At 69.3% G+C, this 14821-nt stretch carries 12 protein-coding genes; 5 read left to right on the forward strand and 7 right to left on the reverse strand.

Going from position 1 to position 14821, the window contains the following annotated elements:
• Positions 1-18 precede the first annotated feature (18 nt).
• On the forward strand, positions 19-672 hold the full coding sequence (locus HED23_RS33530) for a TetR/AcrR family transcriptional regulator (protein WP_203187061.1): 654 nt from the start codon (positions 19-21) through the stop codon (positions 670-672).
• Here the strand turns inward: HED23_RS33530 and HED23_RS33535 are convergent.
• Positions 647-1885 (reverse strand): damage-control phosphatase ARMT1 family protein, encoded by a 1239-nt coding sequence (locus HED23_RS33535; protein WP_203187062.1) that lies wholly within the window; start codon positions 1883-1885, stop codon positions 647-649. The two genes, HED23_RS33530 and HED23_RS33535, sit on opposite strands and share 26 nt — an antisense overlap.
• A gap of 178 nt (positions 1886-2063) precedes the next feature.
• On the opposite strand from HED23_RS33535, the gene htpG reads away from it, so the two are divergent.
• Together htpG and HED23_RS33545 are read left to right on the forward strand one after the other, a co-directional pair.
• Positions 2064-3977 carry a molecular chaperone HtpG gene (gene htpG, locus HED23_RS33540; RefSeq protein WP_203187063.1) on the forward strand — a complete coding sequence of 638 codons (1914 nt, stop codon included), beginning with the start codon at positions 2064-2066 and terminating at the stop codon, positions 3975-3977.
• A 429-nt stretch (positions 3978-4406) separates the two neighbouring features.
• Entirely contained in the window at positions 4407-5201 is a 795-nt protein-coding gene (locus HED23_RS33545; protein ID WP_203187064.1) for an SGNH/GDSL hydrolase family protein, read from the forward strand.
• 100 nt (positions 5202-5301) lie between these two features.
• On the opposite strand, the gene HED23_RS33550 is transcribed toward HED23_RS33545, so the two are convergent.
• Positions 5302-5721, reverse strand: a complete 420-nt coding sequence (locus HED23_RS33550) for a nuclear transport factor 2 family protein (protein WP_203187065.1) — start codon at positions 5719-5721, stop codon at positions 5302-5304.
• Between the two features lie 52 nt (positions 5722-5773).
• Positions 5774-6610, reverse strand: coding sequence for a class I SAM-dependent methyltransferase (locus HED23_RS33555; protein ID WP_203187066.1), 837 nt, complete (start codon positions 6608-6610; stop codon positions 5774-5776).
• Between the two features lie 88 nt (positions 6611-6698).
• Between HED23_RS33555 and HED23_RS33560 the strand changes: the two genes are divergently transcribed.
• Both HED23_RS33560 and HED23_RS33565 read left to right on the forward strand, forming a co-directional pair.
• Positions 6699-8567 carry a S9 family peptidase gene (locus HED23_RS33560; RefSeq protein ID WP_203187067.1) on the forward strand — a complete coding sequence of 623 codons (1869 nt, stop codon included), beginning with the start codon at positions 6699-6701 and terminating at the stop codon, positions 8565-8567.
• 70 nt (positions 8568-8637) lie between these two features.
• Positions 8638-9417, forward strand: a complete 780-nt coding sequence (locus HED23_RS33565) for an SURF1 family protein (protein ID WP_203187068.1) — start codon at positions 8638-8640, stop codon at positions 9415-9417.
• A 708-nt stretch (positions 9418-10125) separates the two neighbouring features.
• Here the strand turns inward: HED23_RS33565 and HED23_RS33570 are convergent.
• From HED23_RS33570 to HED23_RS33585, 4 genes are all read right to left on the reverse strand, one after another.
• Positions 10126-11538: a hypothetical protein gene (locus HED23_RS33570; RefSeq protein ID WP_203187069.1), complete on the reverse strand. Its 1413-nt coding sequence runs from the start codon at positions 11536-11538 to the stop codon at positions 10126-10128.
• Positions 11535-12113: a SigE family RNA polymerase sigma factor gene (locus tag HED23_RS33575; RefSeq protein WP_203187747.1), complete on the reverse strand. Its 579-nt coding sequence runs from the start codon at positions 12111-12113 to the stop codon at positions 11535-11537. Before HED23_RS33575 ends, HED23_RS33570 begins: the two co-directional genes overlap by 4 nt.
• Before the next feature lie 359 nt (positions 12114-12472).
• The gene (locus HED23_RS33580) at positions 12473-13537 is read right to left on the reverse strand and encodes an aspartate-semialdehyde dehydrogenase (protein WP_203187070.1); all 1065 of its coding nucleotides are present in this window, start codon (positions 13535-13537) and stop codon (positions 12473-12475) included.
• Positions 13534-14805 carry an aspartate kinase gene (locus HED23_RS33585; RefSeq protein ID WP_203187071.1) on the reverse strand — a complete coding sequence of 424 codons (1272 nt, stop codon included), beginning with the start codon at positions 14803-14805 and terminating at the stop codon, positions 13534-13536. Before HED23_RS33585 ends, HED23_RS33580 begins: the two co-directional genes overlap by 4 nt.
• Positions 14806-14821 lie beyond the last annotated feature (16 nt).

Genomic DNA, 14821 nt, shown 5'->3' on the forward strand with positions numbered 1-14821 from the left:
CGGGGCTACCCTGAAGCCATGACCGTTCCCCTCCCTCCGCTCCCCGGGCCGTCCGACCCAGGCGAGGCGCGGACGAGTCTCACGCTCGCCGCCGTCGGCGGGCCGGAACCGCTACGGGCGGACGCGGCACGCAACCGAGCGCTCCTGCTGGACGCCGCCTCCCGCCTCCTGGACCGCTGCGGGGCGGCGGACCTCACCATGGAATCGGTGGCCGCGGCCGCCGGAGTCGGCAAGGGCACCGTCTTCCGGCGCTTCAAGGACCGCACCGGCCTGCTCATCGCGCTCCTCGACCACCGCGAGGCCTTGTTGCAGGCCGCCTTCCTCTCCGGGCCGCCCCCCATGGGCCCGGACGCCCCCGCAGCCGAGCGACTGCACGCCTTCGGCCCCGCCGTGATGCGCCACGAACGCGACCACCACGAGCTGATCCTCGCCTCCCGCACCGATCCACTGCGCACCTACGCCGTCCCCGCGCAGCGGCTGAGACTCAGCCACGTCACCCTCCTGCTGCGTCAGGCACGTGCGGCAGGCGATCCGGAGATCCTCGCGCACACCCTGCTCGGGTCGATCGACACACCCCTGGTCCACCATCTGACATGCGAACGAGGCATGCTCACCGATCAGCTGGAGCAGAGCTGGCACGACCTCCTCATCCGGCACGGGGTGGCGTGCTGAGCGCTGCCCCGCCGGGCCGTGCCCGCACCTGGATCAGGGCGTGCGTACCACTGGTGCGCCACGCACGGCCGGACCGCTCCAGGCTTTCCAGCGCCTGCGGGTCCAGGCCCACGACGACGTCGGACTTCAGCGTACGCAGCGCTGCGACGGCGCCCGGGAAGTACGCCGTGAGGTCGGCGAACGGCGTGGTCGCCGGCCACAGCCTGTCGCCCACCAGGCGCCGGTAGTTGAGGTCGCCCTTCAGGATCGTCAGCGCGGCGGCGCCGAGGTCCTCCCGCAGGTCGTCGGGCATCCGCTCGTACGGGAACGGGGCGCAGAAGAACGCGTGGGTGCGTACGTCGAGCCGACCGGTACCCATGGCCTCCCAGACCCGTCCCCCGATCGTGCCCGCCTCACCGGGAGCCCCGCACAGTCGGCGCACGCAGTCGACGACGTCGGCCGTCGTCGCGTCCGAGACGTAATAGGGGCCGGGCTTCACATGGAGCACCACCTGGTCGGCGTGGCCGTGCCGCAGGAGGTGATCGATGAGGACGAGGTCGGGGATCAGCTCGCGTCCGGTGTTGTCGGCGACAACGGCGACGGTGGCCGGGGGCCCCGGTGCCAGGAGCGACCACAACGCAGCGCTGTCGTCGGCGACCAGACCTGGGTCGGCCTCTCCGGGGGTGGCTTCGCCCGTCGGGCCCCGGAAGCCGAGGTCGGCGCGGTTGCCCCAGAGCGAGGCCTGGAGAAGAGCTGTCGCCCGCTCGGCCGTGGGTACGCCGGCGAGGTCGTCCAGAACACGGAGCTCCTCCTCGACCGTGCCGCCGCGGAGCTCGGCACGCTTGAAGGGGGCGAAGGGGTCGATGCCCTGCCACGGCCCCTCGTCGAAGTAGCCGACGGCCTCGAGGAGTCTGCGGTAGAAGTAGCTCTCCGCCCAGAGGAACGGGGCGTCGAACCACGGATGCCCGAAGTGCTCCCGCCCCCGCGCCAGCCAGACCTCACGGTCCGGGCTGCCGGGGCCGAGCGGTTCGACGACTCCGTGGAGGATCTCGTGCAGCAAGGTGTCCAGCGCACGTTGCTGCCGGGGGCCGTACGGGAAGGCTTCGCGCACCTGCCCGATGAGCGCCGGATGGCGCTCGGCCATGACGCCCCGGGCGAAGCTGCCGGGCTCCCGGCACGTGATCACAGGGGGGTGGTCCCGCCCGGTCCGGAAAGTCGCTAGTGAGTCACCCATGCGCCCAGTCTGCCCGGCGGGGAAGCCGCGTCGCCCCGGGGCAGGTGTGCGTGTCCACCCCTCACGAGGGCACCTGACGGTCAACGGCCTTGGCCGAACCGGCACATGCGCGGCACGGCGCCTGGTTACGATATGCAGCGGTTCAGATGACTTACCCCAGGAAAGGGATCCCGCACCCATGCCGGCCGAGACGTTCGAGTTTCAGGTAGAAGCGCGCCAGCTCCTGCAGATGATGATCCATTCGATTTACTCGAACAAGGATGTATTCCTGCGTGAGCTCATTTCTAATTCTTCGGACGCGCTGGACAAGCTGCGACTGGAAACTCTCCGGGACGACACGCTCAAGGCTGACTCGTCCGACCTCCATATCGCCATCGAGGCCGACCAGGAGAACCGCACGCTGACCGTGCGCGACAACGGAATCGGCATGTCGCACGACGAGGTCGTGCAGCTGATCGGAACTATCGCAAATTCCGGTACCGCGAAATTCCTCCAGGAATTGAAGGAAGCCAAGGACGCCACCGCTTCCGAGGAACTCATCGGACAGTTCGGTGTCGGCTTCTATTCGAGCTTCATGGTCGCCGACGAGGTCACCCTGCTGACACGGCGGGCCGGCGAGGACACTGGCACGCGCTGGAATTCCAGCGGCGAGGGGACGTACACCGTCGAGCCCGTCGACGACGCACCGCAGGGCACCTCGGTCACGCTGCGACTCAAGCCCGAGGACGCCGAGGACAAGCTCTTCGACTACACGTCGCCCTGGAAGATCAGGGAGATCGTCAAGCGCTACTCGGACTTCATCACCTGGCCCATCCGCATGGCAGCGGCGGGAGCCGAGGAGGGCGCCGAGCCGGAGGTCGAGACGGTCAACTCGATGAAGGCCCTGTGGGCCCGGTCGAAGGACTCCGTGACCGATGAGGAGTACAGCGAGCTGTACAAGCACATCAGCCACGACTGGACCGACCCGCTGGAAACCATCCGCATGCAGGCGGAGGGCACCTTCGAATACCAGGCCCTGCTCTTCCTGCCGGCCCACGCGCCGCAGGACCTTTTCATGCAGGACCACAAGCGTGGAGTTCAGCTCTATGTGAAGCGCGTATTCATCATGGATGACTGCGAAGCGCTGATGCCGACGTACCTCCGCTTCGTCAAGGGCGTGGTCGACGCACAGGACCTGTCTCTCAATGTTTCGCGCGAGATCCTTCAGCAGGACCGCCAGATCGAGATGATGCGGCGGCGCCTGGTGAAGAAGGTGCTCTCCACGGTGAAGGACATGAGGTCCGGCAGCCCTGAGAAGTACGCGACGTTCTGGAAGGAATTCGGCCGGGTCCTGAAGGAAGGACTGTTCCAGGACTTCGAGAACCGTGACGCGATCCTGGAGATCTCCTCGTTCTCCTCGACCCAGGACGAGGAAGGGCTGACCACCCTGCGCTCGTACGTTGAGCGGATGAAGGAGGGCCAGGAGCAGATCTACTTCATGACGGGCGAGTCCCGCGCGGCCATGGAGAGCTCGCCCCACATGGAGGCCTTCCGCGCCAAGGGCTTCGAGGTGCTCCTGTTGACCGACCCGGTCGACGAGGTCTGGGTCCAGTCCGTCCCCGAGTTCGACGGAAAGCCGCTCCAGTCCATCTCCAAGGGCGAGGTCGACCTGGACACCGACGAGGAGAAGAAGGAGGTCGAGGCCGAGCGCGAGAAGCAGCAGCAGGACTACGCCGGTCTGCTGACCTGGATGACGGAGCAGCTGGGCGACACCGTGAAGGAGGTACGCCTCTCCTCACGGCTCACCGTCTCGCCCGCCTGCATCGTCTCGGACACGCACGATGTCACCCCGGCCCTGGAGAACATGTACCGCGCCATGGGCCAGGAGGTGCCGCAGGTCAAGCGCATCCTGGAACTCAATCCCTCGCACGCACTGATCGGCGGGCTGAAGAAGGCGTACACCGAGCAGAGCGGCGAGGAGGGCGTCGGCACCGAACTCGCCGAGACGGCCGAGCTCGTCCACGGACTGGCGCTCCTCTCGGACGGCGGCGAGCTGAGTGACCCCTCGCGCTTCAGCAGGCTGATGGCGGACCGCCTGGAGCGAACGCTGTAGTCACGCCCCTTTCCCCACGCACTGCGGCCGCCAGGTCTCCTGGCGGCCGCAGCCGTGTGCGCGGCGGCTGCCGCCCCAAGTGCTGCGAGTAGCCGCAGCGGTGGGCTCTGTGCGGTACGGGGCCGCCGTGCACAGGTCAGCTGTGAAGGCAGAGCGGCGACGGGCCGCGCCTGACGCTCGAACCGGCGAGCACTCCCCCCAAGGTGACTCAGAGGAGTCGCGAGGGGTGCCGGAGAGACCCGTAACTTCACCGTTTCGAGGGCCTCTTGAAGGTTTATCTACGCGCGGAGCATCGTCTCCCGAACGATCCTTCGGGCATATCAGACGACTTTCCGCGAGGCCATTACCGCCGAGTACCGGGAGCTGCTACAAACGTGCTCGCCCCACGAACTCCCCACTCGTCCCCCACATTTCGAAGGGCTGGCAGCCATGTCAGTACGAACCTTCCGGGCGTCCGTCTTCACCCTCGCGATCGCCTCCGTGGCCGCGCTCGGCATCGCTCAACCGGCATCCGCCGCCGGCGACAACTACGTTGCTCTCGGTGACTCCTACTCCTCAGGAGTCGGCGCCGGCAGCTACACCTCGGAGAGCGGCGACTGCAAACGCAGCACCAACGCCTACCCCTACCTCTGGAGGAACGCGAACGCCCCTTCGTCGTTCGCATTCGTCGCCTGTTCCGGTGCGACCACGTCCTCCGTGTCCAGCGGTCAGCTGGGTGCCCTGAGCTCGTCGACCACGCTCGTCAGCGTCACGGCCGGCGGCAACGACGTCGGGTTCGCGGACGTCATGCAGACGTGCGTGCTGCAGAGCGAGGCCGCCTGCGTGAGCAGGGTGAACACCGCGGTCTCGGCGACGCAGAACTCGCTGCCCGGCAGGCTCGACTCCCTCTACGCAGGCATCCGTTCGCGTGCTCCGCAGGCCCACGTGGTGGTCCTGGGATACCCGCGCTTCTACAAGCTGTCGGGGACCTGCATCGCCGGCCTCACCGAGACCGAGCGCGGGGCCATCAACAACGCCTCGGACGTGCTGAACGGGGTGCTCGCCAAGCGGGCGGCGGACGCGGGGTTCACCTATTCCAGCGTGGTGGACGAATTCACCGGCCACGAGCTCTGCTCGGGTGACGCGTGGATCCACAGCGTGTCGATCCCGGTCACCAACTCCTACCACCCGAAGGCCGTCGGGCAGTCGAACGGCTACCTCCCGGCCTTCAACTCCGCGGCGTAGCGCTGCAGAGCGGACCTGCCCGGCGCAACGCGGCACCACCACCGGCGCTCTCTGCCGGAGGTCTGGGCGCGGCGGGCGGGTCCACGCGGGGGATCCGGGCTCAGTACCGCTCGGTCAGGTGCTCCCTGCCTGCCGGGGGCTCGTAGGGCTCGGGCCAGAAGTCCGTCACCTCGGCGATCCTGCCCTCCGTGTCGAGCGTGAAGAAGTGGACGGCGGGTATCTCTTCCGGTCCGACGGTGACCAGGGTCCGCACGGCGGCCTGACGGGCCTCCCCGTCGGCCACGATCCGCTCGATCCGGACCTGCCACTCCCCCGGGTACTCCCGGTTGAACTGCACGTAGCGCTCCTTGCCGAGAATGCGCTCGCGGCTCTGCGGCAGGTCGTACACGAACTCGTCGGCGAGGGTGGTGGCGAACGCGCTCCAGTCGCGGGCGTCCGCTGCGGCCCAGTAGGCCTCCACCGCGTCCCGCACCTCGGCCGCACCCCACGCCGCACCGTCGCTGTCGCCCGTCTCAGTCATGCCCCCGAGTGTGACGCCCCCCACTGACAATCGGTGCGAGGAGAGGACCGCGTCAGCCGCTGACCGGTCGCGATGCCTTGACCGAGTACATCATCGGGATACGGGGACGGTCCTGCGGAAAGCGGTAGTAGCCGTCCGCATGCCGCACCAGCGCCGGGTAGCGGGCGAAAAGCGAGGCATCGTGCTCGTGCAGGAAGTCGATCCGCAGCCCGGCCGCCGCCAGAGCCGAAACGACCTCACCCACGGGGTGCTGCCACTCGACGCTGCGGTTGTGGACGGTGGTGGCGTCGAAATCGGCGTACGTGCCCGGCGACTCCTCCACCCACGGGTCGCGGCTGAAGTAGTCGTAGGTGACCGTCGAGCCGGTGCCGTCGTCCAGGCAATCGGTCAGGGGGTGGAACTCCGCCAGGTAGAGGAACCCGCCGGGTGCGACCAGCGAAGCCACCACCTCCGCCCAGCGGACCACGTCCGGAAGCCAGTTCAGCGCACCGAGCCCGGTGTAGACGATGTCGTACGCGGAGTCCGGCACTGCCTGGGCGGCGTCGTACACATCGGACGCGACGAACACGGCCCGCTCCGGCGGCAGACCCAGCGACCTGGCGAGCCGGCCCGCGGTCTCGACGGCGGGCTCGGAGAAGTCGAGGCCCACGACCTGGGCGGCGCCGTGGCGCGCCCACGACAGGGTGTCGAGGCCGATGTGGCACTGCAGATGCAGGAGGGTCCGGCCGGTCACATCACCGACCTCCGCGAGCTCGAAGTCGCGCAGAGCGTCCTTGCCCGCCCGGAAGGCATCCAGGTCGTAGAAGTCACTTGCCGCGTGGATGGGCACGCGTTCGTCCCAGCGTGCTCGGTTGGCCTCACGCCAGTCGTCGGGCGTCGATGAGTACATGCCCAGAAGTTACCCACAGGCTGGAGGTGTGTGCGAACAGTTATCCACAGGCTGCCCGGTGGTGCGCCACATCGGGTTGGATAAGGTCATGAGCGACACACAGAACGACGCGTCCGTACCGGAGCGGGAGCAGGAGCCTCCGCAGTGGGAGCAGCGTTTTCGCGCCGCGCGGGTGTCCCTGCCCGACTGGGCCGAGGACGCCCCCGACCGAGCGCTCTTCGTCTCCAACGCCACCGGTACCTACGAGCTGTACGCGTGGGACCGGGCGACCGGAAAGCAGCGCCAGGTCACGGACCGGCCCAACGGGACGACGGACGGGGTGCTGACACCGGACGGCCGCGCCGTCTGGTGGTTCGCCGACACCGACGGCGACGAGTTCGGCGTGTGGATGCGGCAACCGTTCGACGGCGGTGCGGACGAGCCGGCCACGCCCGGTCTGGAACCCTCCTACCCGGCCGGGCTCGCGATCGGCCGTGACGGCGCCGCGGTGGTCGGCCGCTCCACGGACGAGGACGGCACGACCGTTCACCTGGTGCGCGCCGGGGCTGAGCCGGTCGAGATCTACCGGCACCGGGAGTCCGCCGGAGTCGGCGACCTGTCCCATGACGGAACGCTGATCGCCCTGGAACACACGGAGCACGGCGACGCGATGCACTCCGCACTGCGGGTGGTGCGCCCCGACGGTTCGACGGTCGCCGAGCTGGACGACACGGAGGGCGGCACGAAGGAGCTGGGCCTGGCGGTGCTGGGCTTCGCCCCGGTGGCCGGGGACAGCCGGCTGCTGATCGGGCATCAGCGGCGCGGGCGGTGGGAGCCGATGATCTGGGACCCGGTGGCGGGCACACAGACGGACCTGCGGGTCGATCTGCCCGGGGACGCGGGCGCCGAGTGGTATCCGGACGGATCCGCGTTGCTGATCGAGCACAGCTTCGAGGCCCGTAGCGAGCTGTGGCGGTACGAGCCGGGCGCTGCTGAGCCGGTCAGGGTCGAGACTCCCTCCGGGACGGTGTCGGGCGCCACGGCCCGTCCGGACGGCACGGTGGAGTATCTGTGGTCCTCGGCCGCGCAGCCGCCCGCCGTACGGTCCACCACTGGTTCTGTCGTCCTCGATCCGCCTGGGGCGAAGGCTCCGGCCTCGGTGCCGGTGCGGGACGCCTGGGTGGACGGTCCTGGAGGCCGTGTCCACGCCTTGGTGCAGACTCCGGCCACCGGCGACGGCCCGTTCCCCACGGTCTTCGAGATACACGGCGGGCCGACCTGGCACGACAGCGACGCCTTCGCGTCGGGCCCGGCCGCGTGGGTGGACCACGGCTTCGCGGTCGTGCGGGTCAACTACCGGGGGTCGACGGGCTACGGCCGCGCCTGGACGGACGCGCTGAAGCACCGGGTCGGCCTGATCGAGCTGGAGGACATCGCTGCTGTCCGGGACTGGGCGGTGAAGTCAGGGCTCTCGGACCCGGATCGGCTGGTGCTGGCCGGTGGGTCGTGGGGCGGCTATCTGACCCTGCTCGGGCTCGGTACGCAGCCGGATGCCTGGGCCCTCGGCCTGGCGGCGGTCCCGGTCGCCGACTACGTCACCGCCTATCACGACGAGATGGAAGCCCTGAAGGCGATGGACCGCACGCTGCTGGGCGGGACGCCGGAGGAGGTGCCCGAGCGTTTCGAGGCCTCGTCCCCGCTGACCTATGTGGACGCGGTGCGCGCCCCGGTCTACATCTCCGCGGGCGTCAACGACCCGCGTTGCCCGATCCGTCAGGTGGAGAACTACGTCGACCGCCTAGCGGCCCGTGGCGCGGTCCACGAGGTGTACCGCTACGACGCGGGGCACGGCTCGCTCGTCGTGGAGGAGCGGATCAAGCAGGTACGACTGGAGCTGGACTTCGCGCTGCGCCATCTCGGACGCGCACCGGCCGGGGACCACGTGCAAGGCCGCGAGGAGGAGAGCCCGACGGCATGATGGCATAAGGTCCGGATAAATGGTGCACCCCGCTCCGGGGGCCCGGAGCGGGGAACCGTACCTTGGAGGGGTGTACCGGTTCCTGCTGACCCCGCGGTGGTGGGGGATCAACCTCTTCGTCGTGCTGGCCATCCCCTTCTGCGTGTTCATGGGTACATGGCAGCTCGGCCGTTTCGAGGACCGCGTCCAGACGCACGAGGAGGCCGAGAAACGCCCTGATCCAGGAACCCGTTCCCCGGAGCCACTCGACGGTCTCCTCCCCGTGAGCACGGAGACCTCGGGCCGTCCGGCCGTGGCGACCGGTACGTACGCCGACCAGTTCCTGGTCCCCGGCCGCAAGCTGGACGACCGTGACGGCTTCTACGTGCTGGATCTGCTGCGCACCGAAAGCGGCAAGGCGCTGCCCGTGGTGCGAGGCTGGCTGGCCGGCACTCCTGGCAGCACCGAGGTGCCTCCGGCGCCTGCCGGCGAGGTCACGGTGACGGGCGATCTGCAGGCCTCGGAGAACAGCGGCACCACTGGCGTCGACCTGAGCGGCGGACTCCCCGAGGGTCAGCTCGGCATGATCAGCGCGGCTTCCCTCGTGAACCTCGTCCCGTACGACGTGTACGACGCCTGGGTGACCCTGCCCGCATCGGAGACAGGTGGCGCTGACGATGGAATCCAGCCCGTGCCCGCGGCGGCGGCGCAGGGCAGCGGACTCGATCTGAAGGCCTTCCAGAACCTCGGTTACACCGGCGAGTGGTTCGTCTTCGGCGGCTTCGTGCTCTTCATGTGGTTCAGGCTGGTGCGCCGCGAGGCGGAGGCCGCACGCGACGTGCAGCTCGGACTCGCCGCCGACGCCGACTGACGGAGTCCCACGACGTACACCGGCCACGACCCGCGCGGCAGAGACCGCCGGAACCCGAGGCGGACAACACCGGAAGCCGGCGACGAACACCCCTGGGGCCCGCGACAGGCCCTCCGGGCCCCGGCAGGAGCAGGCGGGGTCTGCGACAGGCACCGCCGGGGACCCGTGCCAGGAACAGACGAGCCCGGACAAGCTCTCCGTAACCCGGGGCAGGAACAGACAGGGCCGCGACAGGCACCGCCGGGGACCCGTGCCAGGAACAGCAGACGAGCCCACGACAGGCTCCCCGAGGCCAGGGCCCGGGGCAGGAACAGACGCGCCTGCGGCAGGCACCACCCGGGACGCGTGGCAGGAACGGGGTTCTGCGACACACCGGCGGAAACCGGCGAGGGATATCCCTGAGGCTCGCGGCCGGAACGGTCAGGGTCCTGCGCCGGCAGAGAGCACCGCGGCAACCCGTGTCAGGCCGGGCAGGGCTCGCGACAGGCACGGCTGGAACGGGCGTGCCCGCCGGAACCCGGAAGTTCCTGGCGGGCCCCGCCCCTCTCTGCGCCCGTACCCGCGCGCACTTCCGTACCCGTACCCGCGCAACCGTTTCCGCACCTACGGGCCCGTTTCCGTACCCGCGCGTGTCCGCTTACGCATCCGCGCCCGCGCCGGCTTTCGTACCCGCGCGTATCCGCTTCCGTGTCCGGGAGCCGAATCCGGCTAGGAGGCGTCGAGAACGCCTGTGCGGTAGATGGTTCCGGCGCACGCATTGGCGATCGTGGTCTGCGCGGTCGGCGCACCCTCCTCGGGAGTGTGTGTGACCGCGATGCTGCCGTCCGCCGGGCCCTCGTCAGCGCTGCCGAACTGCACTGCGGTGTCCGTCGTACCGGCGTCCGTCCCTGCGCCCTCGCCGCCTCCGCCGTCGCCGTCCGTGGGCGTCGGGCTGGGCGAGCCGCCGGTGGTCGGACAGGTGTCCGAGGGCACCCACGCGAAGCGCACCTCGTACGTCATCGTCGGCTTCAGGAACACGGTCCCCGGCTCCAGAGACGGATCGGGCAGCCCGGCCGCGGGGTCACCCGGGGTGTGCTGGACCACCGTGATCTTCAACGGGTCTGCGGCACCCGCCGCCTGGAAGCCGACAGTGCCGTTGCTGGTCACCGAGCAGGCGTCACCGGACACATTGGCGATCCTGAAGGACCCGTACACCGTGCCGTCCGCACCGGCCGCACCCGACTCGGCCGACGCGACCCCCAGCTGGCCGGGGGCGCAGGCCGTGGTGGCCGCCGCCTCGGAACCCGGGAGGTCGTCCTGGCCCTCGGTGCCGCTGCTCTCGGAACCGGAGTCCGTTCCTCGCGACGGAGCCGTCGGATTACCGGTCTCGCCCTCAGCGCCCTCGCTCCGGCGGCTCTCAGGCCCAGCCGTCTTCCCGCCGTCGGCGTCGGCGCCGACCTCCTCGCCGCTGCCTCCCTGGGCCTGCTGGCCGTGACCGGCGATGGCAGGGTTGGCGGTGGCCGAGCCGCCCGAATTCGCGACATGGACGAAGGCGGGGACCGCCGTGCCGATCAGCAGTGCTGCGGCCGCTGCACCCACCACGCCCTGCCTCCGCCTGGCACGCCGGGCGGGCACCGCGCGGTGCAGATGGTCGAGGGTGCCATCGGCGGGCTCGAGTTCCTGTACGGCACCGCGCAGCATGCGGCGCAGCGCGACCTCGTCGATGTCTTCGCCACCGAAGCCACCCGAGCCACCGAAGCCGCCGGAACCGCCCGAGCCGCCTGGAGCGCCGCCACCCTTGCTGCCCCCGCCCCCGCCCCCGAAGAGGTCGGTCAGCGTGCCACCGCCGGAACCGGGCCCTGCGGCCTGACCACCCGAGTCATGGCCACCCGAGTCACGGTCGGCCGATTCACGGCTGTCGGAGTCCTGACCGGCCGAGTCACGGCTGTCGGAGTCCTGAACGGCAGGGTCCGCACCTCGGGCGGTGGGCGGTGAGGCGGCTTTGCCGCCGTCGACCGCTTCCTGGTCCTGCTTCCGTTCACCGTCCTGCTCCGGATCGGTTTTCGGGGTGTCCTCCGGCCCGTGGTTCACAATCTCGTTTCCAGTCCGGTCATCGTCGTGCCTGTGCTCGGGCCCGCTCATGCCTGCGCCTCCATCACAACGCGCAGTGCCGCAATGCCCCGGGAGCCGTACGCCTTCACCGAACCGAGCGATATCCCCAGGGTATCGGCGACCTGAGCCTCCGTCATGTCCGAGAAGTAGCGCAGGACCAGCACCTCACGCTGGCGGCGCTGCAGCCCTTTCATCGCCTTGATCAGCGCGTCCCGCTCCAACTGGTCGTACGCGCCCTCCTCCGCGCTCGCCATGTCCGGCATCGGCTTGGAGAGGAGCTTCAGCCCGAGGATGCGCCGACGCAAGGCGGAGCGGGACAGGTTGACCACGGTCTGGCGGAGGTACGCGAGCGTCTTCTCCGGATCGCGCACACGGTTTCGCGCCGAGTGCACCCGGATGAACGCCTCCTGCACCACGTCCTCGCAGGACGCTGTGTCGTCCAGCAGGAGCGCCGCGAGGCCCAGCAGTGAGCGGTAGTGGGCGCGATAGGTCTCGGTGAGATGGTCGACCGTCGTTCCTGCCGCCACCGTCCCCTCAGCGCCCTCGCCGCGCTGCGAAGGCAGCCGGGTGGGTCGCGCAGCGGGCATGGGCGCGATCACCGGCATACCGCCGGCTGCGCGGGGCCTCCGGAGCGGACGCACCGAAGCGCCTCGCAACGGGCCCACCACTGTGATGTCGAGAACCTCTGCCACGCCAGTTGGACACGCTTCCCCCCGTCAGGGTTGTACGCGTACGGCACCGCGTTCGATGCTGTGCGACATGCCCTCATTCGTACCTGCTCTTCCCCAAATGCCCCGAAAACGTACCCAGCCGCGCATGAAGTGACGGCATAGACGCGTCGCATCCGCCTAGCGGTTGCGGGGAGCCAGGAGATCATCGTCGGATATGACAACGCCCCAGCTCAAGAGCTCCAGACCAGCAAGTTACCCACAGGGCGCACACAGATCCTACAAAACAGGTTCGATCAGGTACGAGAGAATTCCCCGGCCACCGATTCGGCGATCTGGGCCACGTTGAGAGCCGCGCCTTTTCGGAGATTATCGCCGCAGATGAACATCTCGACGGCATGCGGATCGTCCATCGACTGCCGCACCCGGCCCACCCAGGTCGGGTCCGTACCGACGACATCGGACGGTGTGGGGAAGTCACCGGCCGCCGGACTGTCGAAGAGCACCACCCCTGGCGCGGTCGCCAGGATTTCGTGCGCCCGGGCCACGGACACCTCGTTCTCGAAGCGGGCGTGCACGGACATGGAATGCGTCGCGATGACAGGCACGTACACACAGGTCGCCGTCACCTTCAGGTCCGGCAGCCCCAGGACCTTCCGGCACTCCTCACGGATCGCCAGTTCCTCGGACGACCAGCCGTCCCCGGCGTCGGTCCCGGCCCACGGCACCACATTCAGCGCGACGGGGGCGGCGAAAGGGCTCTTGTCCCCGTCGCCCAGAGCGCGCCGTACGTCTCCCGGGCGTGTACCCAGCTCCGTGCCCGCGACCAGGGCCAGCTGCTCACGGAGCACGGCGACGCCGTCCCGGCCCGCACCGCTCACCGCCTGGTAGGACGAGACGATCAGCTCCCGCAACCCGAATTCGGCGTGCAGCGCTCCGACCGCGACGATCAGCGACAGTGTCGTGCACTTCGGGGACGCCACGATGCCGCGCGGTCTCAGCCGCACGGCATGGGGATTGATCTCGGGGACGACGAGAGGCACGTCGTCGTCGAGCCGGAAGGCGCCGGAGTCGTCCACGACCACGGCGCCCTTGGCGGCGGCGACCGGCCCCCACTGCGCGGACACCTCGTCCGGCACCAGGAACAGGGCTACGTCCACCCCGTCGAACACGTCCTCGGCGAGCGCGAGGACCTCGGTCTCCTCACCGCGTACGACCAGCTTGGTGCCGGCCGCGCGCGGCGAGGCGATCAATCTGACCTCGCCCCAGACGTCCTCGTGCTGCGAGAGGATCTGGAGCATGACGCCGCCGATCGCCCCGGTCGCACCGACGACCGCGAGCGAGGGGCGGCGTCCCGTCATCGGCCGGTGCCCCCGTAGACGACGGCCTCGTCGGAGTCGCTGTCGAGACCGAAGGCGGAGTGCACGGCGCGCACGGCCTCGTTGACGTCGTCGACACGGGTGACCACCGAGATGCGGATCTCGGACGTCGAGATCAGCTCGATGTTCACACCGACGTTCGACAGCGCCTCGAAGAAGCCGGCGGTGACCCCCGGGTTGGTCTTCATGCCCGCGCCGACGAGGGAGATCTTGGCGATCTGGTCGTCGTAGCGCAGGGACTCGAACCCTATGCCCGCGCGGCTGCGCTCCAGGGCGTCGATGGCCTTGCGGCCCTCGGCCTTGGGCAGGGTGAACGTGATGTCCGTCAGACCGGTCGACGCGGCGGAGACGTTCTGCACCACCATGTCCATGTTGATCTCCGCGTCCGCGATGGCGCGGAAGATCGCGGCGGCCTCGCCCGGCTTGTCGGGAACGCCGACGACCGTGACCTTTGCCTCGGAGACGTCGTGGGCGACTCCGGAGATGATGGCGTGCTCCACCTGCTGGTCCCCTTGCGGCTCGTTGCTGACCCAGGTGCCGCGCAGTCCGGAGAAGGACGAGCGGACATGGATCGGGATGTTGTAACGGCGTGCGTACTCGACGCAGCGGTGCAGCAGCACCTTGGAGCCGGACGCCGCCAGCTCCAGCATGTCCTCGAAGGAGATCCAGTCGATCTTCCGGGCCTTCTTCACGACCCGGGGGTCGGCGGTGAAGACACCGTCCACATCGGTGTAGATCTCACAGACCTCGGCGTCCAGCGCGGCGGCCAGCGCGACAGCGGTCGTGTCGGAACCACCGCGACCGAGGGTCGTGATGTTCTTGCCCTCCTGGCTCACGCCCTGGAACCCGGCGACGATGGCGATGTTGCCCTCGTCGATCGAGGTCCGGATGCGGCCGGGCGTGACATCGATGATGCGCGCTTTGTTGTGGACCGAGTCGGTGATGACACCGGCCTGGCTGCCCGTGAACGACTGGGCCTCATGGCCCAGGTTTTTGATCGCCATGGCCAGCAGGGCCATGGAGATCCGCTCTCCGGCGGTCAGCAGCATGTCGAACTCACGCCCGGCAGGCATCGGGGATACCTGCTCGGCGAGATCGATCAACTCGTCCGTCGTGTCGCCCATCGCGGACACCACGACAACCACCTGGTTGCCGTTCTTCTTGGCGTCGACGACTCGCTTGGCAACACGCTTGATGCCTTCGGCATCGGCTACGGAGGAGCCTCCGTACTTCTGCACGACAAGGCCCACGTGCGCTCCTCGCTCA

This window comes from Streptomyces pratensis (assembly GCF_016804005.1).
Lineage (GTDB): Bacteria > Actinomycetota > Actinomycetes > Streptomycetales > Streptomycetaceae > Streptomyces > Streptomyces pratensis_A.